This window comes from Massilia psychrophila (genome assembly GCF_002760665.1).
In the GTDB taxonomy this organism is placed as follows: domain Bacteria; phylum Pseudomonadota; class Gammaproteobacteria; order Burkholderiales; family Burkholderiaceae_D; genus JAFCUW01.
Genome location: NZ_PDOB01000035.1, coordinates 1 through 18,503, shown reverse-complemented (window position 1 = coordinate 18,503; position 18,503 = coordinate 1). Strand labels below are relative to the sequence as shown.

General features: G+C 67.9%; 16 protein-coding genes. 9 read left to right on the top strand and 7 right to left on the bottom strand.

Going from position 1 to position 18,503, the window contains the following annotated elements; all coding sequences use genetic code 11:
* Positions 1-30: 30 nt before the first annotated feature.
* Positions 31-1,185, top strand: coding sequence for an acyltransferase family protein (locus tag CR103_RS17805; RefSeq protein ID WP_099917277.1), 1,155 nt, complete (start codon positions 31-33; stop codon positions 1,183-1,185).
* Here the strand turns inward: CR103_RS17805 and CR103_RS17800 are convergent.
* The 3 genes from CR103_RS17800 to CR103_RS17790 form a co-directional block, all read right to left on the bottom strand.
* Complete coding sequence (locus tag CR103_RS17800; protein ID WP_180279450.1) at positions 1,166-1,648, bottom strand: hypothetical protein; 483 nt, start codon at positions 1,646-1,648, stop codon at positions 1,166-1,168. The genes CR103_RS17805 and CR103_RS17800 overlap by 20 nt on opposite strands.
* Before the next feature lie 64 nt (positions 1,649-1,712).
* The gene (locus tag CR103_RS17795; protein ID WP_099917276.1) at positions 1,713-2,597 is read right to left on the bottom strand and encodes a pirin family protein; all 885 of its coding nucleotides are present in this window, start codon (positions 2,595-2,597) and stop codon (positions 1,713-1,715) included.
* A 55-nt stretch (positions 2,598-2,652) separates the two neighbouring features.
* The gene (locus CR103_RS17790; RefSeq protein WP_099917275.1) at positions 2,653-3,252 is read right to left on the bottom strand and encodes an FMN-dependent NADH-azoreductase; all 600 of its coding nucleotides are present in this window, start codon (positions 3,250-3,252) and stop codon (positions 2,653-2,655) included.
* 123 nt (positions 3,253-3,375) lie between these two features.
* On the opposite strand from CR103_RS17790, the gene CR103_RS17785 reads away from it, so the two are divergent.
* On the top strand, positions 3,376-4,290 hold the full coding sequence (locus tag CR103_RS17785) for a LysR family transcriptional regulator (RefSeq protein WP_099917274.1): 915 nt from the start codon (positions 3,376-3,378) through the stop codon (positions 4,288-4,290).
* Positions 4,291-4,307: 17 nt separating this feature from the next.
* On the opposite strand, the gene asd is transcribed toward CR103_RS17785, so the two are convergent.
* From asd to CR103_RS17765, 4 genes are all read right to left on the bottom strand, one after another.
* Entirely contained in the window at positions 4,308-5,159 is an 852-nt protein-coding gene (gene asd / locus CR103_RS17780; RefSeq protein ID WP_099917273.1) for an archaetidylserine decarboxylase, read from the bottom strand.
* 163 nt (positions 5,160-5,322) lie between these two features.
* Positions 5,323-6,105, bottom strand: coding sequence for a ribonuclease HI family protein (locus tag CR103_RS17775; RefSeq protein ID WP_229443585.1), 783 nt, complete (start codon positions 6,103-6,105; stop codon positions 5,323-5,325).
* A 6-nt stretch (positions 6,106-6,111) separates the two neighbouring features.
* On the bottom strand, positions 6,112-6,795 hold the full coding sequence (locus CR103_RS17770; protein ID WP_099917301.1) for a YXWGXW repeat-containing protein: 684 nt from the start codon (positions 6,793-6,795) through the stop codon (positions 6,112-6,114).
* A gap of 110 nt (positions 6,796-6,905) precedes the next feature.
* Positions 6,906-7,217 carry a hypothetical protein gene (locus CR103_RS17765; RefSeq protein ID WP_180279449.1) on the bottom strand — a complete coding sequence of 104 codons (312 nt, stop codon included), beginning with the start codon at positions 7,215-7,217 and terminating at the stop codon, positions 6,906-6,908.
* Between the two features lie 216 nt (positions 7,218-7,433).
* On the opposite strand from CR103_RS17765, the gene CR103_RS17760 reads away from it, so the two are divergent.
* The 7 genes from CR103_RS17760 to CR103_RS17730 all read left to right on the top strand — a co-directional run.
* The gene (locus CR103_RS17760) at positions 7,434-10,748 is read left to right on the top strand and encodes a penicillin-binding transpeptidase domain-containing protein (protein ID WP_099917272.1); all 3,315 of its coding nucleotides are present in this window, start codon (positions 7,434-7,436) and stop codon (positions 10,746-10,748) included.
* Positions 10,749-10,794: 46 nt separating this feature from the next.
* Positions 10,795-12,117: a hypothetical protein gene (locus tag CR103_RS17755; RefSeq protein ID WP_229443583.1), complete on the top strand. Its 1,323-nt coding sequence runs from the start codon at positions 10,795-10,797 to the stop codon at positions 12,115-12,117.
* Positions 12,118-12,128: 11 nt separating this feature from the next.
* Positions 12,129-12,704 (top strand): hypothetical protein, encoded by a 576-nt coding sequence (locus CR103_RS17750; protein ID WP_307719724.1) that lies wholly within the window; start codon positions 12,129-12,131, stop codon positions 12,702-12,704.
* 20 nt (positions 12,705-12,724) lie between these two features.
* On the top strand, positions 12,725-13,798 hold the full coding sequence (locus CR103_RS17745) for a hypothetical protein (RefSeq protein ID WP_229443581.1): 1,074 nt from the start codon (positions 12,725-12,727) through the stop codon (positions 13,796-13,798).
* A complete protein-coding gene (locus CR103_RS17740; protein ID WP_099917269.1) occupies positions 13,795-14,796 on the top strand; it encodes a hypothetical protein in 1,002 nt (333 codons plus the stop codon). The genes CR103_RS17745 and CR103_RS17740 overlap by 4 nt, the downstream gene beginning before the upstream one ends.
* A gap of 93 nt (positions 14,797-14,889) precedes the next feature.
* On the top strand, positions 14,890-17,046 hold the full coding sequence (locus tag CR103_RS17735; protein WP_099917268.1) for a hypothetical protein: 2,157 nt from the start codon (positions 14,890-14,892) through the stop codon (positions 17,044-17,046).
* 8 nt (positions 17,047-17,054) lie between these two features.
* Positions 17,055-18,503, top strand: a 1,449-nt coding sequence (locus tag CR103_RS17730; RefSeq protein ID WP_180279448.1) for a serine/threonine-protein kinase, incomplete at its 3' end; no start/stop codon positions are given.

Here is an 18,503-nt window from a genome sequence, read left to right as displayed (position 1 = left end):
TGATTTGCGCTTCTTTTCGCCCGGCTCAGCATGACCGTTTATTCTTCTTCCTCGCGCAACCACGGCCTCGACACCTTGCGCGCGTTGGCGATCGTGCTGGTCGTGCTGCACCATTACGTGCTGTTCGTCAGCGGCGCCGACACTTTCGGCTGGGTCGGCAAGATCGGCTGGGTCGGTGTCGACCTGTTCTTCGCGCTGTCCGGCTACCTGATCGGCAACCAGATCTTTGCGGCGATGCGCAGCCGGCAAGGCTTGTCGCTGACGTCTTTCTACGGCCGCCGCCTGTTGCGTACCTTGCCGAACTATTACTTTGTGCTGGCGCTGTATTTCCTGTCGCCGGCATTTCGCGGCAATCTTGCGCTGCCGCCGCTGTGGGAGTTCCTCACCTTCACGCAAAACATCAACCTCCAGCCGGGTACGGCGTTTTCGCACGCCTGGTCGCTGTGCATCGAGGAGCAGTTCTACCTGCTGCTGCCGGCCTGCGCGCTGCTGATCGCGCTGTGCGGGTCGCGGCGAAGTTCGCTGCGCCTCGCCTGGGCCGCCATCGCGGCCGCCTTCGTCATCGGCATGCTGGTGCGCGGCGTGCTGTGGCGCGAACTGGTGGACGGCAATGCGCTAGCGATCAATCACTACTACAAATATATCTACTACTCGACGTTCTGCCGCTTCGATGAACTGGTGGCCGGCATCGCCCTCGCGCTGCTGAAAAACTACCATGCCGGCCTGTGGCGCCGCCTCACCGCGCATGGCAACCTGGCGCTCGGCGCCGGCAGCGCGGTGCTTGCCATCGCCTTCGCATCGTTGCTGTCGCATCGCTACAGTTTCGCGATGACGGTGTTCGGCTATCCGATGCTGGCGCTCGGCTTTGCGCTGTTGATCGTGGCCGCGCTGGGCGAGCGCTCGCTGCTGCGCAGCATGCGCATTCCCGGCGCCCAGAACCTGGCCGTGTGGGCGTATGCGCTGTACCTGACCCACAAGCAGGTTTGCATCCTGGCGAGCGCGCCATTGGCGGCGCGCGGCTACGGGCCGGATTCGCTGGTGGCGATCGGCGTTTCGCTGGCGCTGTCGCTGGTATCGGGGTGGCTGCTGTACCGGCTGGTCGAGACGCCGTTCATGGCGCTGCGCGAGCGCTACCTGCCGACAAGCCTGCGCCCGCCGGCCGCGCTTAGCGCGCAGGCGCACTGATTTGACTGAGATTGCCGATATCGCTGATGTCGAACGTGGTCGGCATCGCGCCGAGAAAAGCCAGCACCGCATGGGCGTCGAACTGGCTGCTTTCGATCGTGGCGCGCAGGCCCGGCATGGCGTCAGGCGTGGCCGGGCTGCGGTAGGCGTGCACCAGCAACCCCACCAGGTCGAGCGGATTGGCGCACGAGCGGCGCAGCCGGGTGTCGATCACCGCCAGTAGCGCGCGCTGCATGCGCGGCGTCGGATGGGTGATGTGGGCGAAGATCAGCGGGGTATTGGCGATCGACTCGCACAGCGCGCGCTCGATGCCCTCGGGCTTCATGTCGGAGGCAATGTCGAAGTAGGCCGGGTTCCAGCGCGTGCGCGCATACTGGTGGCCGGGCGGAAAGGAATCGACGGTGTCGAATCCGCAGACCCGGCTGACGTGGGCGAGGGCGTTGAGGAGGGCGGGGATCAGCATGGCGGTAGTGTAGCTGAAAACGCTAGCGGCCAGCTCCGGCACCTCACCCTTCACCCCTCACCCCTCACCCGGTAAACCGTCCCGCCCTGAAATCCTCGACCGCCTGCAGCAGCTCCTGCTGCGTGTTCATCACGAACGGCCCATGCTGCGCGATCGGCTCGCCCAGCGGTCGGCCGGCGATCAGCAGCACCCGGCTCGCTTCAGACGCCTGCATGCGCACGCCCTCGGCGTCCGGCGAATTGGCCAGGATCGCCATGCGCGCGCTCGGCACTGCCTTTCCATCGACCGTGACTTCGCCGCGGAACACGTACAGGAACGCATTGTGCCCTGGCGGCAGGTGCTGTTCGAAGCTGGCGCCGGCGGGCAGTTCGATGTCGAGATAATACGGCTCGGTGCCCTCGCGCTGCATCGCCCCTTCGACGCCATGGCTGCGGCCTGCGATTACCTGCACCGTCACCCCCGCATCGGTGGTAAAACGCGGAATCTCGCCGTTCGGGATGTCGCGGTACCACGGCGCGCGCATCTTGTCCTTGGCGGGCAGGTTGAGCCACAGCTGGAAGCCCTCCATCAGGCCGTCGTTCTGCTCCGGCATTTCGGAGTGCACCACGCCGCGCCCGGCCGTCATCCACTGCACGCCGCCATCGGTGATCAGGCCTTCGTGGCCGGCGCTGTCCTTGTGCCGCATGCGCCCCGCGATCATGTACGAGACGGTCTCGAAGCCGCGGTGCGGATGCTCCGGAAAGCCGGCGATGTAGTCGCCCGGCTTGTCGCTGCCGAAGGCGTCGAGCATCAAGAACGGATCGAGCCGGCGCTGCAGCGTTTGCGTCAGCACCCGGTTGATCCGCACGCCGGCGCCGTCCGTCACGAACTGCCCGGTGACCAGGCGTTCGATTGCGCGCGTGCTGGCAACCCGGTTGGCACTCGAGTTCAGGTTTAACTGTGCTGTCATGATGTTCTCCTGGTGAGCGTTGTGGCAGCAGCGGTGGCAGCGGCGCTGGCGAAGCTTACGCCAGTGCTGCTTCGATGTCGGCGTCGGCCTGGGCTTTTGCCTTGGCGACCGCTTCCGGACCCAGGCCGTGGCCTTCCGAGTACACGAAACTGACGTCGGTCAGGCCCAAAAAGCCGAGGAACGTAATCAGGTACGGCACTTGCGAATCGCTCGCGCCGTTGCGGTGCACGCCGCCGCGCGATAGGGTGACGAAAACTTTTTTGTGCTTGAGCAGGCCTTCAGGGCCGCTCGCGCTGTAACGGAACGTCACGCCGGCGCGGGCGATCGCGTCGAACCAGGTTTTCAGCTGGGTGGTGATGCCGAAGTTGTACATCGGCGCGCCGATCACGATCACGTCGGCGGCTAGCACTTGGGCGATCAAGGCGTCGTCGAGGGCGACTCGCGCCGCCTGTTCGGACGTACGCTGGTCCGCCGGCGTAAACAGCGCGCCGAGGGCCGCTTCGTCGATGGCGGGATGCGGCTGCGACGCCAGGTCGCGGCGCGTGACGAGCGCGCCGGCGTTGTCGGCGGTCAGGCCGGAAACGATCTTGTCGGCAAGGCGGGTGGACTCGGAACCGGTGCTGCGGGCGCTGGAATTGATTTGCAGGATGTTCATGTGTCGCTCCAAGGTGTTGAGTGTGGTAGGTGCTGGAACCGGATGAAGAACACTTTAGCAGTTCCAAAATCAATTTGAAAGACGCTAAAATGGATAACATTATTCAACCAGCGGGATAATCAAATGGATGTCGAACCGAATGACCTGCTGCTGTTTGCGCGAATTGTCGAGACCGGCAGTTTCAGCAAGGCGGCGCAGCGGGTGGATTTGCCGAAGTCGACCGTGTCGCGCCGCATTGCGCTGCTGGAAGCGAAACTGGGCGAGCGGCTGCTCCAGCGGACCACGCGCAAACTGATGCTCACCGAGTTCGGCACCAGCCTGCTCGAGCACGCGCGCAAGGTGGTGGAGGAAGTCGAGGCGGCCGGCGCCCTGGTCCAGCACCGCCAGCAGGAACCGAGCGGGCGGCTGCGGGTGTCGATGCCGTCGGACTTCGCCAACCTGGGCCTCACGAGCGTGATCACCGCATTCATGGCGCGCTATCCGGCCATTACGCTGGAGCTCGACCTGTCGCCGCGCCGGGTCGACCTGGTGGCGGAAAACTTCGACATCGCCATTCGCATGGGCGACCTGCCGGACGATGCATCGCTGGCGGCGCGCCGGGTGGCGTTTGAAAAAGTGGGCTTGTATGCGGCGCCGTCGTACATCGCCGCGCGCGGCCTGCCCGAGACGCCCGACGACCTGCTGCGCCATGATTTACTTTGCCTGCTGTCGCGCAACGGCGGCGCGCAGGGCTGGCTGCTTGCCCGCGGCAAGACGCAGTGGTCGCGCGAACTGCCGGTGCGCATGACGGCCAACTCGCCCGACCTCTTGGCCCGCATTGCCTGCAGCGGCGCCGGTATCGCCGCCAGCTCGGACCTGTTTGCAACGCCGTTCGTGGAGAAAGGCGAGCTGGTGCGGGTACTGCCCGAATGGGACTTGCCGGCCGTGACGGGCTGGGCGGTATTTCCCGGCCGGCGCCTGATGCCGGCCAAGACGCGCGCCTTCCTCGATATGATGGAAGTGCTGTGCTGCGAAGACGTCAGGAAACGCCTGGGGTAGGCGCCCGCTGCCGATTGTTATCGCGGGCAGTTGCCCATTGTCTCGCCGAGGCGGATGGTGCGTTGCGGCGCCCAGTCGGCATTAAAGGCGATGGTGTCCTGCCTGAACAGCATGATGATGGTCGAGCCGAGCAGGAAGCGGCCCATCTCGGCGCCTTTTTTCAGCACGATGTCCTGGCCGCGGTAATCCCATTCGCACACTTTGCCGGGGCGGGTCGGATTGACCGCGCCGTGCCATACCGTTTCCATGCTGCCGACGATGGTCGCGCCGACCAGGGTCAGCACGAACGGGCCGTGTTCGGGCGACTCGAACACGCACACCACGCGCTCGTTGCGGGCAAACAGGCCGGGAATGCCGCGCGCAGTGGTCGGATTGACCGAGAACAGCGCACCGGGCACATAGATCATCCGCTCAAGCCGGCCATCGCACGGCATGTGCAGGCGGTGGTAGTCCTTCGGGCTCAGGTACAGATTGGCAAAGCTGCCGTGCTGGAAGTGGGCCGCCAGGCTGGCGTCGCCGCCGATCAGTTCGGCGGTGGTGAATTTATGGCCCTTGGCCTGAAAGATCTGGTGGTCGTCGACCTGGCCGAACTGGCTGATGGCGCCGTCGACCGGGCAGATGAAATCGGCCTGCGCCAGCGGACGCGCGTCGGGTTTGAGCGGACGCGTGAAAAATTCGTTGAAGCTGCTGTAGCTGGCGATGTCAGGATTTACCGCCTCGTCCATGTTGACGCCGTATTTGTCGACGAACCAACGGATCAGGTTGGTAGTCCAGACCCCACCCTTGGCGCCGGCGACCCGGCCGGCGAAGGTCGTCAAGGCCTGCTTCGGCAGCAGATATTGCGGCAAAACTTTGATGCGATCGGACACGGTGAGGCCTCTGGCTTGGACGATGCGCGATTATAACGGGGCAAGCCGGGATGTTGTACTTTTCCGCACGCCGCACGCACGCCCCATTGATGGCGCTCGGCATCGGCATGAAGATGAATTGCATCAGGCAGCGGTCAGGACCATATATTAGCGCATTGGCAAGTCAGGATGCACCGGGGCGGTCGCTGCAGGCAAGCGCGCGCCCGGCGCGCTGTGAGAGGGCATCTGCTTCGCCGTTCTTGTGGCGTGCGATCCAGCGCACGCTGACGGCGGGCAGCCGCGCCATCAGGGCCAGCGCCCCCGCGCGGTAGTCCAGCAAGGAGACGACGGCGCCGGCGAACGGACCGTTGATGTCGTCGATCACCACTTTGCTGTCGCCGTAGATGGTCACGTCATGGGCGCCGCAGTCGAGCGCCGCTTCAAGCAGCGCAATCAAGGCGCGGTACTCCGCCTCGCTGCTGTTGCCGTAGCCGCCGGCGCGCGAAATCGCAACATGTTCGCCGGCCGGCCCCTTGAGCAGCGCTCCGATGCCGCAAGCGCCGGGATTCGGCTGGGCCGAGCCGTCGAACCAGCCGCGCCACGCCGCCGGCGGGCCGGCCCGATTGCGCGCGATGGCGGCGCTGCGCGCGCAATCGGCTAGCCGTAGTGCGTCGCGCGCGGCCAGCATTTTTACCAGTGCGGCATCGACGGTGTCGGCGTCGGCTCCTGCGCCGGCACCGGCGCTGGCCGCAAGCGTCGTGCGCAGCGCCGCCTCGGGCGAGCAGCCGGTGCGGCTGGTCAGGCGCAAGCTGGCGCGCAGTTCGGATTTGAGGGCGGCTGACTGGAGGCGGGCGAAATCGGGCATGCGGCAGCTTACCCGATATTGCGCCTGGATTGCCAGCGCGATGTCGTGGTCATGTCGTGGCCATGTCGTGGCCAAAAAAAGCGCCCGAAGGCGCTTGTTCATGCCGCGTCAGTTGCGGCGCGGATTGTCGGGACGGTCGTCGCGGTGGTTGCGCACGCCATCGCCGTCACGGTCGTGGTCGCGATGGCCGTTGTGCTTGAGGCGGTCGGGCACGCCGTCATGGTCGCGGTCGCGGCCGCCGCGCGGCGTCCAGCGCGACGGTTCCATGAACCAGCGGCCATCGCGCTGCTGCCAGTTCGGCTGCGAGTAGACGTAGCCGGGACGCTCGGCGACCCAGATGCCGGAACGCCACTCGTAGCGGTTGCCGCGCCAGTCCCAGAAGCCCGGCTGCCATACGTGGCTGTCACGCGAGCGCGGAATGCGCTCGTAGCGCGGCGCCGGCGGCGCCATGCGGATGTCGTTGTAGCGCACTTGCGTCGCCACCGGCTGCCAGCTGCCGGCGCGCAGGCGGTAGCCGTCGCCGTCGCGCTGCCATTCGCTGCCCTGGTACTGATAGCCGTCGCGCGCATTTTCCCAGTGACCGGCGAGCCAGGCGTGACGGCGGCCATCCCAGTTCCAGTAGCCTGGCGCCCAGACGTAACCATGGCGCGCTGCCGGCACGGTTTCAAAACGGGGCGCCGGCGGGGCCGAGTTGATGACCAGATTTAGGCCGATCTGGGCCATCGAAGGCAACGGCATCCAGGCTGCGGCGCCGAGCGTGATCATGGTAGCGAGTGTGAGTGTGCGTTTCATTTTTTCTCCGTCGTAAAGCCAACGGTTCAATATATCAAGCTGAACCGTCGATCCGGACAATTGACGCAGTTGCTTACAACTGAAACAAGTGATGGAAATCGCTTGGGCGCCTATCGAAACAGCGCGTTACCGAAGCGTCTCGTCGGCGCTCCCTGCACCAGCCGGCGCTCGTCTTCCAGCGAACGCTGTTTTTCGATAGCGTTCATGCGTTTCCCGGCGACGGTAACGACCGCCATCGTCGACGGCGTGGCGATGTTTGTCGTACTCATCGTTGTACTCATCATTGTATTCATCGCTGTCGCGGCAGCGACCGCTGCCGCCGGGTTTGCTGCCGCGTCGGCGGACTGTGCAAAGTAGCTGGCGCCGGCCGCCACACCCAGGGCCATGACGAACACGGCTTCAAAGTTTTTCAGGACGTTCATGCTGTTTCCTTTCAATGTGGGGTTCCGATGCAAGCACTGTAGCCATTGGCCCGCGCCATCGCGAGCCGATTGCGACGAGGCGCAGGATCGGCGCACCGGCCTGCAAAAAAAGACGACGAAACGTCACAGCGGACCCGGCTTTTCGGCTGCCCCCCGCTAAGGATGCGCAGGCGGCTTGCGCACCGGCACGGCCGGTTATTTTCAGACGGGGAAACAATGCCAGGCTTGATCCGACATGTGGTTGAAGCGGCCCGCGCGCAGCGCACCGCCTGGCGGCGCGCGCGCAACTTGCAGGCGCGTGCGTTGCCCGGTTTGTCCATCGTGTCCATCGTGTCCACCCCGGCTGCGCGCTGGATTGCCGTTGCCGGCGTGGTGGCGGCGCTCGCCGGGGCGACGCTGATCGGCAGCCATGCGCGCGGCCTGGTACGGGCGGCAGGCGCCGCCGGCGCGCGTCCGGCCGCGCAGTTCCAGGCGGCTTTGGCGCCCGGCGCCGTGTTTAGCGTCCCCGACCAAACCGGCATCACGCTGGCCGAAGTCGACGGCGGCGCGCTGCTGATCGCCGCCGCCACCCAAAGTGCGCCGGCCGTCAAAATCGACCTGTGCGGCCAGATGCGCGGCCGGCGCCTGTTGCCGCTGCGGATCGGCGACGGTTTCGACGACGTCGCCGGCTGGGTGGCGCGCGGCAAAACGGCGCCGCACACCGTTGCGGTCGGCGGTCCCGGGACGCGCGACATGCCGCGGGTACTGGTGAGCGGTGATGTGGCGGGCGATTTCGCCGCCGACGCTGCCGGTACCCCGGCGCCGCTGCAGCTGCGTTGGGACGGCGCCGACCCCACGGTGCGCTGGATCGGCGACGGCGCCAGGGGCAAGCTCGTGCAGGGCGCGCAAGGCCAGGCGGCGCTGCGCCGCGGCGGCTGGCTGGTATGGCGGCCTGACGCCGCCCTGCATATCCAGCGCCGCCCCAGCGCCGGCTGCCCGCAGGCGGGCGAACTGCTGGTGCGGGTCGTGCGCAGCGTACCGGGCAGTCTCGCCAGCGGGCAAAGTGGGGCGCACCGCAAGGCATACGTCAGCGCCTACCCGTCCAGCGGCGAGCCGGTCAGCGCGTGGCTGGGCGCCGGCCGTTACCAGGTGCCGCTGGAGGCCGGCGGCAAGCTCGAAGACCAGGCGCTGTTCCAGGCGCTGCGCGCACGCGGCATGGTGCGGCTTGGCCCAGGCGGCCTGGCCGAACTGGCGCCGCGCGACCTGCCGGCCTGGAGGGCGGCACCAACGCCAGGGCGCGCCGGCCAGCTCGCCGGCTGGGACCAGGTGACGCTCGACGCGGGCGCCGTCAAACTGCTCGAGCGATTGCACCGCATGGCCGACGGCGGCTACGTGCGCGAACAGGTGCGGGTCTTTAATAACGAACAGCGCCTGCTGGCATGGCGCGCGCCAGAAGGCCGCCAATCGCAGCCGCAGCCGCAGCCGCAGCCGCAGTGGCAGGCCAGCGTGGGCGCGGCTGCTGTATCGAGCAGCGCTGCGATGCCGGCCGCCGCATCCCGGCTGTTTGCCGCCGTCGGCCAGGGCTGGGCGCCATGGAGCCGGATCGACAGCTGGCCCGACGCTGCCGAGTCCGCGCGCCTCACGCTGGCCCTGGCGCAGCCGGCGCGCGGCGGCGAAACGCTGCAGCTGATGCTGATCGGACGCGCCGGCGCGGTGCAGGGCGCCCGCATCCTGCACGCGCGGGATGCCTGCACCGGGCGCGCCTGTGCCCATGGGGGCGCCGCCCAGGTGCTGACGTTCGCGCTGCTGCCCGGCGCGCGCAGCGTGTCGTTCGAAGCGGGCGCGCTCGACATGTCAGTATTGGCATTGCCGGGCGACCAGCAGTACCGCCACTTGCACGTGGCTGAAGGGCGGCTCGACTGGCAGCCGCTTGTATCGGTTGGTATGGCTGGAACGGTTGGAACGGCTGGAACGGCAGCAACCATGGCCACTAGCGCGCGGCCGGCGGCGCGCTCCCAGGTCACGCTGGATGACCGCAACGGCGTGCCGCTGTGGCGCTTTGGTGCGCCGACGCCGGCAGCGATCGACGCCGGCCTGGCGCCGCTGCTGGGCATTCGCCTCGAGCACGCCAACAGTATCGCCGGCATGCTGGCACGGCTGCCGTCATCCGATGGCGCGCCGCACGCGGCCAGGCTGACGCTTGACCTGGCACTGCAGGCGGCCAGCCAGGGCGCGCTGGACTGCATCGGCATGCGGCGCGGCCGCTGGGACGGCAAGGCCTGCAGCGGCGGCGTGGCGCCGCCAAGCGGGCGCCACGCCGGCATCGTCATTGTCGACCTTGAAACCGGTGACGTGCTGGCCGCCGCCGGCGCCGGCGGCGCCCCTGTCAGCGCCGCCAACTGGAACGAGGTACGCAATTTCGACCGCATGGACCCGGCCCGCAGCCCCTTGCGCTTACCGGCCTTCCAGCACGACGGCGGCGCCAACTCCAGCCCCGGCTCGACCTTCAAGGTGATCAGCGCGCTGGGCCTCGAACAGGCGGCCCTGCGCGATCCGCGGATCGACGCGCTGCTTGGGGGGATGCCGCTGGCGGCGATCAACGGCATGGCGCGCGAACGGGGTTTTGCGTTTCGCACCGGCTCGTCGAGCTACCCGGCCGGCGCCACCGCAACCGGGCTGGCGCACATCACCAATTACCGGGGCCAGCACCTCGACCGGCGCGCCGAAGCCGGCAGGCTGGGCCTGGCGCAGGCGCTGACCTACAGCCTCAATACCTGGTTCGCCTGGTCGGCCGAGTTGAGCGACCTTACCTTGTTCGGCCGCGCCGAGGGCGGCGCGCCCTACCTGCAGCCGCTCGAGCCGGGAGCACTCGACAGCGTGCGCCCGATCGTCGGCATGGCGCACCGGCTCGGCTTCGGCCAAAAGCTGCGGCTCGATGGCGGCCTGCTGCCGCCCGACTACCAATGGGCGGCGTGGGACGCGTTGCAGGCAAGCGCCTCGAACATCGACCCGATCCACAGCCGCCACGAATTGCGCCAGATGTCGATCGGATTGCGCATGCAGGCCACGCCGCTGCAGATGGCGCTGGCGGCCGGCGCGGTTGGCCAGGGCAAGGTGATCGCGCCGCGCCTGCTGCTGTCGCTTGACAATCGCCCGGCAGCGTCAGGCCTGACGGCGCCGCTTGGCGTGCGGCTCGACCGCATCCGCGCCGGCATGAAGGGCGTAATCGATGTCGGCACCGCCGCCGGCGCCTTCCGCGGCGCGCGCTTCGACGCCTTGCGGCGTGGCCTGTTTGGCAAAACCGGCACCTCGCCCCTTGGCGCCAAGGGCGCCAAGGGGGCCAGCGAGCTTGCCACCGTCTGGTTCACCGGCTGGATCGAGCCGGGCAGCCTGCCTGGCCAACCGCACCGGCTGGCGCTTGCCGCGTTTGTCAGTCATTCCGAGAGCACCGGCGGCGAACATGCCGCGCCAATTGTGGCGGCGGTGTTGGCGTCAAGCCAGGGGCGGCAGCATGGGCCGGATCAACAGAATCGGGAACAGAAGGGTAAATAGGGCGTTCCAGCGCGCCTTCCCCGCGCCGTTGTATGGCATCATTTTGATGGGTCCGCTGTGCGGCGGACCGGTCATCACCATCAACGCGACGAGGAAAGGTATGCGCCTGCCGGGAACCCGGTATCAAGAGCACGGGTGGGAACAAGTGCGCAAATTGCTGGGGCAGTGCTCGCTGCCGGCGTTCGCCCGGCTTGACCCGGCGCGGCTGTGGGAAGGGGTGGATGAATTCGTCGACCTCGCTTGCGGCTACCTGCGCGTTGCCGGCCGCTCGCCGCGCGCCGAAGCGCCCGGCAACAGCTATGGCGAAAGCGTGCTCGAACTGGCGCTCGCCCTGCTGTTCGAACTGCAGGCCAGGCGCGGCGACTGGGCGGCGTTCGCCACTGCCGTCGCCAGCGAGCAGCAGAAATCCGGGGCGTTCTGGGCCAGGCCGGGCGGCGAGGCGATCCTGCGCAAGAAGGTCAACGACATGTTCGCCGTCCTGCGCGACAAGGTCGATGCCGACAACTACCAGGTTGCCTGCGGCCGGGCGTGCAGTCCGAACAAGATCTATGCCTACCGCATGCTCGATACCGCCTACGGCGACATCGCCCGCATGTTCGACGGCTGGCGGCAGAACGCCGACCAGGTCGGCGCCATCCTCGCGCGCGAACTGACCGCCGCTCCCATCGAAGTGCGCCAGATGAAGTCGATCGCGACCTGCCGGCCCGAGTGGGTGATCCGCTGGAGCGAATCGCAGCAACGTTTTACTGGCACGGCAGGGCCGCTGCACACGCGCTCCAAGCGCTTCGCCAGCTTAAAAAACAATCCGGATAAAATCGGCGCCATGCTGCGCGAAATCGGCGACTACGAGGAACTGTCGGCCAACCGCGACTGCGACTGGCAACAGGACGGTTTTGAGGCTGCCGGGTGGCTCGACGACCTGGCGCGCGTGCTGGGTGAATCTGAACCGGAAGGCGCACAGGAGGCAAGCGTTGAGGCGGACCGGATATTGCCGGTTATCGTGGACGACCTGGAAAACGGCGAACCGGAGGTTTGCCATGACGATGACGCCGATGACGAGCGGCTTGCAAGCATTGCCACCAGTGTTTCACTGTCCCCCCGCTTCATGCAATTGGCGAGGGCCGCGCAGGACCAGGGCAGCTGGAGCGCGCGCATAATGGCGGGTGACTCGCTGCCGGTGCGCCTTGCCGTGTACCTCAAGATGCTCGGCTCGCAGGACGACAGCTACCCGGCCGAATGGCTGGACCCGGCGACCGGCGAGCTGCCCACGATGCAGCAACTGGCCGCGCTCGACCAGCTATCGCTGCCGACGCTGCGCAAACGGCGCGATGCCGCGATCGCCGCCTTGCTGGCGGCGGCGCGGCCATGAAGGAGAACGATTTGACGGCGAATCAATTGACGACACCATCCGGTTTGGCGCACAAGCTGCGCGAACAACTGCTGCTGCGACAGCGCGTCGATGGCGACCGCATGATGCTGGCCGACGACGTGCTGGCCGCCGCCCTTGACGGCAGCCGCCCCTTGAACCCCAATGAGCGCGCCGCGCTGGCCAGCTCGCCCCTGACCATGCGGCGCCTGCGCCAATTGTCGATCGAACGCGCCCGGTCGGCCCACGCCTGGCAAGCGAGCGGCGGCATGCTGCGCGCGGCCGCCACCGGCGCCGCGCTCGAAAAACTGGTCACCGACGACAACCACTGGGCCTTGCATTTCGTCCAGCATGAGGATGGCGCGCTCTGGCAGGTGATCCTGAAGCTGGCGGCCGACGCGCCGTTCGCCCCAGCGCTGATGCGCGAGCAGCCGATGCTGCTGGTGCGCGACGGCGCCGGCGCCATCATCCTGCAAGGCCGCCTCGACGCCGACGGCGAATGCGAGAACGCCTGGCCGTTCGACTTGTCACCAATGGCGCACTTCCAGCTGTGCGGCGCCAGCTTCGCGGTCGAAGCGGTGAGGGCGTGAAGGTATCGGGCAATCAAACGATGAGTACATTGGCGACGATGAAGGCCATCTTCAAGTGGCCCGAGCGCGCCGCGCCGGCCGATATGTCGGCGCTGGGCGCGGCCGTCATCGCCATGCCGGTGCACTCGGGCTGCGCCGTTCCCGCCGCTTGCGTCGCGGTGGTGATCGACAGTGGCGGGCGTACCCGGCGTGCCCAGGAGGGCAGCCGACTGCAACTGGCGCCGGGAGAAGCCGCCTACGCGTTCCATCCCGGCCCCTACACGGTTGACCTGGTGCCGTTTGGCGCCGCGCCCGAACTTGGCCTGCGGGTCGGCTTCGCCGTCGACAGTGCCGACCCGCGCGTGGCGCAGCAGCGCTTCGACCTGTTCCTGGCGAGCGAAGCGCACGGCCCGCTGGCGCTGGCGCACTTTTGCCAGGCGGTCGAGGCAGCCCTCCAGCGCGCGCTGGCGCAGGGCAATCTCGAGCTGCCGCCGTGCACGTCACTCACCGAATGGAACGCTTTTCGCGCCGGCTTCAACCAGCTGCTGTACATGCGCTTCGGCGTCACGGTGGAAGAATGCGTGCCGGTCGACCTCGGCGAATCGGTCGATTTCGCCGCTGTGCTGATGGCGCGGACGCTGGAACAGGCCCCGGTTGCGCAGTTGTCCCTGTCCTTGCCCTTGCCCCGTGCGCTTGCGGCAGCCTCCGACCCGCTGTCCGACGCGCGCGCGCTGCGCCGCCTGTTCCTCGAACTGCCGTGCGTGATGTGCGCGCTGCGCCTGGCGGTGCTGCCGCCGGGCCAGTTGCTGTTTCGCCGCCACCAGGACTTGTTGCGCCGGCTCGACCTGGTCAGCCTGGCGGTGTCCTCCATGCCGGCGCTCGAATTGTCCGCTCCCGGTGTGGCGTTGGCAAAGCACGAGCAACTGCGTCGCATCGGCCACAGCCGGCGCGCGGTGGCCGCCCTCGACGAAGCCTGGGCGCTGCTGGCACGCGTCCAGATCGCCGGCGCACAGCAACTCGACGCGCTGTTCGACGATGGCGCGCGGATCGTCGCCAACCTGGAATACGACCTCGGCGAGCGGCGCATGGTCGCAACTGAAAACCAGCCGGCATGAGCGGCCTGCCTGATACTGCACAATGCCGCAGCCTGCTGGCCGACGGCTCGCGATTGACGGTGACTGCCACCCGGCGCCCGCGCCTCGACCGCGCCGACGTCAAGTGCGGTGCGGCCGGCGCACCCATGCTGGCCGAACGCATGCTCACCGTAGTGCGCCTGGCGCGCCTCACCGAGGCGTGCTTCGACAGCCGCGACCAGGTCGTCATCAGCATCGACCGCCGGCCCGGCCCGCATGAACGCGACTGGGAACTGGCCGTGGTGCTGGCCGACCGCATGGTGCGCGGTGTCTACCGGCCGCAAGCGCCGGTACTGGCCAACGGCTGGTCCGACGAATGGCAGCTTGGCCGCGTCACAGGCCGGGACGCCATCGATGCGCCGCCGCATGCGCTGCTCGGCGGGCCGGACGGACTGGCCCATCTCGGCATGCTGACCGGCCAGGTCGACGCGGCGGCGGCGGTGGCAACGGCGCGCGCCTGGTTCCCGTTGCATAGCGGCGGCATCAACGACAGCCTGTGCTGGGTTGAGGTGAGCGTCTATCCTTTGGTACGCGAGGGCGGCGAGGAAGAGGACACCATTGCAGTGCCAGGCCTGGATTCCACCCAGCAGCTGGCGGTGCGCCGGGCGCTGGTGGGCGCGCGTCATTTCGATCCGCGCGGCCTGGGGCGCTGGCGCAGCGTGGTGCGCTTCGGCCAGCGCAGCTTCCATGGCAATTCGTTTGAACTGGCGCTGGTGATGGCCGACCGGCTGGCGCGCGGCCGCGAATTCATGCCGCGCGGGCGCATCATCGCCACCGGCTGCTCGTCGGCCTGGCACGCCGGCCGGGTTGACCCGGTCGACTGCTGCGAGCCGAAGTGCGCGCTGATGTTGCGCCACGCCGTGGCGGGCGACCGGATCCTGCTGCCGGCGGCATGGGCAGGCGCGATCGAAGCGTTGGTGCAGGCGGCGGCCGAAAAGGGCGCCAGCGTGGCCTGCATCGAGCGGATCGGCATCATTTGAACAATCGTGGCGAGCGCCCCCCTGCTAAAATCGAAGCGGGCAGGGCGCTATCGCCAAAAAAAGCTGTGACGATTGAATAACCAGGAGTTCGATATGTTCCAGATGTTTGGATTTGGCGGCATCAGGTGCCCGCGCTGTGAGCACAGCAATAGCGGTGCAGCGGCTTACTGCGCCCAGTGCGGCCTGACCCTGGGCGCGCCGCGCAACGAGCCGGTGCTGCGCGATAACCGCTGGATTGCCGGCGCGGACGAACTGGCGGTGTTTTTCGGCGTGCGCGAACTTTCCGGCCTGTTCGTCAAGACACTGCGCGTGCCGGCCACCACCCGCGCCTATATACTGCAAGCCGACAAGGCCACCGAAGTGCCGCAGGGCGAATACGAAATTGAAGGATTTTTCACCCGCCTCAATCACCTGCTGCGCGACGACCACGCCGAGATCCTGATCACGCGCAGCGCCGCGCTGCCGGTCGTGTTTGCCTTCGACGACCTGCAAAGCGCCGAATACCTGAAACTGTCGGCCGACTTTACCGTCAGCGTGCGCATCGAGCAGGTGGCCGCTTTCGCCCGCCATTTCATGACCTTGCCCGGCACCGTCACCGTGGAGCACCTGCGTGAGCTGCTGGCGCCGTCGGTGCGCCAGCTGGCGGCCGAATTCGTCGCCGGCCAGTCGCTGCGCGACATGACGGGCAACCCGGAACTGCGCCTTCAACTCGACGAACGGCTGCAGGGCGCGCTCAAGCTGCGGCTGTCGCACTACGGCCTGGCGGTGGCGCAGGTCGATACGCTCTCGCTGCGGCACGATAAATTCGACGCCAACCGCGAGCGCATCGGCACGCTGTGGCTGGTGGCGGACGAGCGCCGCGCCCTGATCGAGCACGCCAAACAGCTCGACGAGCTGTACGACGCCGCCGAATGGCAGCGCATTGGCCGCGAGGAGCGCGATAGCCGGCTGCGCTACCGCCGCGCGGAGCTGCGCCAGGACGAGGCGATCGAGCGCGCCGAGCTGTCGCTGCAAAATGCCGAGCGGGTGCAGGCGATCCGCACCCGCGAGATCGACCTGTACGGCCGCATCGTCGAGGCGAAGAACCGCAAGCAGGCAATCGAACGCGGCGCCGGCGACGTGCTGGCCGAACTCGAACAAGCACTGGCGAAAAAAGGCGCGGCGCGCGGCGACGAGTCGAACGATTGGGCCCACCTGCGCGAAGTGGCCGCAATCCGCATGCGCACCGAACTGGAAATCGCGCAGCAGGAATCGCTCGAAGCGCGCCAGATGGCGCAGCAGCGGTTTTCGCACCGTTTGCTGCAGCAGCAGATCGAGAACAAGGTCGCCCAGGCGATGCTCATCGAAGATGAGGCCCGCAAGCGCTCCGAACTGGAAGGCCTGCACGCCAGCCAGCAGGCGGCGACCAGGCGCCAGTCCGAACTCGAGGCCGAAGCGCACAAGACCGGGTGGCAGTCGATCGCGCTGGTCAATGCGGCCCACAAGCGCGAGGCCGAGCGGGTGCAGGAATGGGAAGATCAGGCGGCCCTCGAACGCCAGCGCGAGCTGCTGCGCGGAGGTGCGCAGGCCGAGTCGATCGCGCAGTACGAAAAGCTGCTGCGCACGATCGAGGCCGACGGCATGCAATCGCGCCAGGCGCAGCAACTGGCGCTCGACGGCGAACAGGCCCGCCACGCGATGAAACGGCAGGCGCACGAAGCCGAATGGCAGCAGCAGCTGCGCCGCCTGGAGCACGAGCGCGAAGACAAGTTCGCCCACCTCGCGCACCTGGCCGACATGGCGCGCATCGACGTGGCGCGGGTCGAGACGATCGGCGCCATGAGCGACACGGCCAAGGTGGCGTTGGCGCCAGCGCCGAACGCCACCGCGCTGGCCGACTACATGAAAACCCAGGTCCATGCCGCCATGAGCCCGCAGCAGCTGGCGGCGCTGTCGGGCGTGGTGGCGGCATCGAACGGCGTCACGCCGCAGGAGGCGGCGCGCATGGCCGACGAACGGCATCAGAGTGAAGCGGCGCGGCGCGACCTCGAGGTCGACAAGGACCGGCGCCACCAGCTCGACCTGTTGAGCCTGCAGAACGACGTCAACAAGGCGGCGCTGGCGTCGCAATCGCAGCTCGGTGTGGGCGTGGGCGCGGCAATCGCCGGCGCGGCGGCGGCGGCGGCAGCACCGCGCCAATGCGCCAACGGCCACGTGGGGCAGGCCGCCGGCCGCTTTTGCGCGCAGTGCGGCGCAGCCTTGCCACCTTGACCGGAAAGATGCAGACAGCACGCGACAAGATCCGCGAACTGCGCGCCCTGCTTGACGACGGCCTGTTGAGCGAGCAGGAATTCGACAGCCGCAAGAACGCCATCCTGGATGCGCAGTACGCGCCGCCGGCAGGCACGGTTGCGCCGATGCCGGGTGGAATTTTGGCGCGCCAGGGGACCGAGCTCGGCCTGATGACCGGCATGGAAATCGGCCCGCAGAACCGCCGCTACCGGCTCGAGCGGCTGATCGCCCAGGGCGGCATGGGCCAGGTGTGGGAGGCGACCGACCTGGCGACCCATGCCGAACTGGGACACAGCGCCTGCGTGGCGCTAAAGATCCTGCCGCCGCAGCTGACCGTGAGCGCGACCCACGCCCGGCTGCTGATCGAAGAAGCGACCCAGGCGCGCCGGCTGGCGCACGAACATATCGTGCGGGTCTACGAATGGGCGCAGGACCCGGCAACCATGAGCTACTTCATCATCATGGAATGCCTTGATGGCGAGGACCTCGACAGCCTGCTGGCGCGCGAAGGCCCGATTACGCTGACGCGCGCGACGCAGCTGCTCGAACCGATCGCTGCGGCCTTGCAGTACGCATGGGACAAACACCGGCTGGTGCACCGCGACATCAAGCCGGCCAATGTGTTCGTCACTAAAAAAGGCGAGGTCAAGCTGCTCGATTTCGGCATCGCCGCGCGCGCCCGATCGGGCGCCAGCAGCATCGGACTGGAAGCCCCGGCCAATTCCGGCACCGCCGGCTACCGCGCGCCGGAGGCCGGCGTCCACCAGCGCGAACCGGCGCGCGGGCTCGACGTGTACGCCGTCGCGGTGATGATTTACCAGATGGTCGAGGGGCGCATGCCGTTCGACGGCGTGCGCACGGCGGGGCACGAGCCTTCGCGCCCGGGCGCGCTGCTGGAGCGCCAGTGGGAGGTGCTCAAGAGCGGCTTCGCCCATGAGGCGCGGATGCGACCGGGCACGGTGGCCGAACTGCTCGGCCAGTTGGGCATTGCTGCCGGCCCGACGCCGCAAGAGGCGGCCGCGGCGCAGGCGGCGCTGCGCTCGCAGGAAGAAATGCGCCAGAGGCAGCAGCAGTATCATCAGCAGCAGCAGCAGCAGTATCATCAGCAGCAGCAGCATCAGCAGCAACGAGAGGCGGCCGAGCGCAAGGCGAACGCGGAAGCGGCGGCCCAGCTGGTGCGCCAGCGCGAACGGCGTGAGCAGGAAAAGGCCGACCGCGCCATTGTCGACGCGGCCAAGCGCGACCGCAAGGAAGCACTGCGCCAGCAATTGCTGGCACGGCGCGCGGCCGATGCGGAACTGAACCGCCAGGCAAAAGAAGAACAGCTGCGCGCCGCCCTGCAGGCCAGGGCGGCGGCGGCCTACCGCGCCGAGCAGCAGCGCGCGCGCGTCGAACTGGCCGCGCGCGCGCGGGCCGAACTGGCGGTGCTGATGCCG

Excerpts from the sequence above, each read along its gene's own strand:
- CR103_RS17745 (WP_229443581.1), top strand. The coding sequence starts at position 12,725 with ATGAGTACATTGGCGACGATGAAGGCCATCTTCAAGTGGCCCGAGCGC.
- CR103_RS17785 (WP_099917274.1), top strand. The coding sequence starts at position 3,376 with ATGGATGTCGAACCGAATGACCTGCTGCTGTTTGCGCGAATTGTCGAG.
- CR103_RS17795 (WP_099917276.1), bottom strand. The coding sequence starts at position 2,597 with ATGACAGCACAGTTAAACCTGAACTCGAGTGCCAACCGGGTTGCCAGC.
- CR103_RS17740 (WP_099917269.1), top strand. The coding sequence starts at position 13,795 with ATGAGCGGCCTGCCTGATACTGCACAATGCCGCAGCCTGCTGGCCGAC.
- CR103_RS17790 (WP_099917275.1), bottom strand. The coding sequence starts at position 3,252 with ATGAACATCCTGCAAATCAATTCCAGCGCCCGCAGCACCGGTTCCGAG.
- CR103_RS17755 (WP_229443583.1), top strand. The coding sequence starts at position 10,795 with ATGGGTCCGCTGTGCGGCGGACCGGTCATCACCATCAACGCGACGAGG.
- CR103_RS17805 (WP_099917277.1), top strand. The coding sequence starts at position 31 with ATGACCGTTTATTCTTCTTCCTCGCGCAACCACGGCCTCGACACCTTG.
- CR103_RS17765 (WP_180279449.1), bottom strand. The coding sequence starts at position 7,217 with ATGAACGTCCTGAAAAACTTTGAAGCCGTGTTCGTCATGGCCCTGGGT.
- CR103_RS17775 (WP_229443585.1), bottom strand. The coding sequence starts at position 6,105 with ATGAACAAGCGCCTTCGGGCGCTTTTTTTGGCCACGACATGGCCACGA.
- CR103_RS17800 (WP_180279450.1), bottom strand. The coding sequence starts at position 1,648 with ATGCTGATCCCCGCCCTCCTCAACGCCCTCGCCCACGTCAGCCGGGTC.
- CR103_RS17770 (WP_099917301.1), bottom strand. The coding sequence starts at position 6,795 with ATGAAACGCACACTCACACTCGCTACCATGATCACGCTCGGCGCCGCA.
- CR103_RS17760 (WP_099917272.1), top strand. The coding sequence starts at position 7,434 with ATGCCAGGCTTGATCCGACATGTGGTTGAAGCGGCCCGCGCGCAGCGC.
- CR103_RS17735 (WP_099917268.1), top strand. The coding sequence starts at position 14,890 with ATGTTCCAGATGTTTGGATTTGGCGGCATCAGGTGCCCGCGCTGTGAG.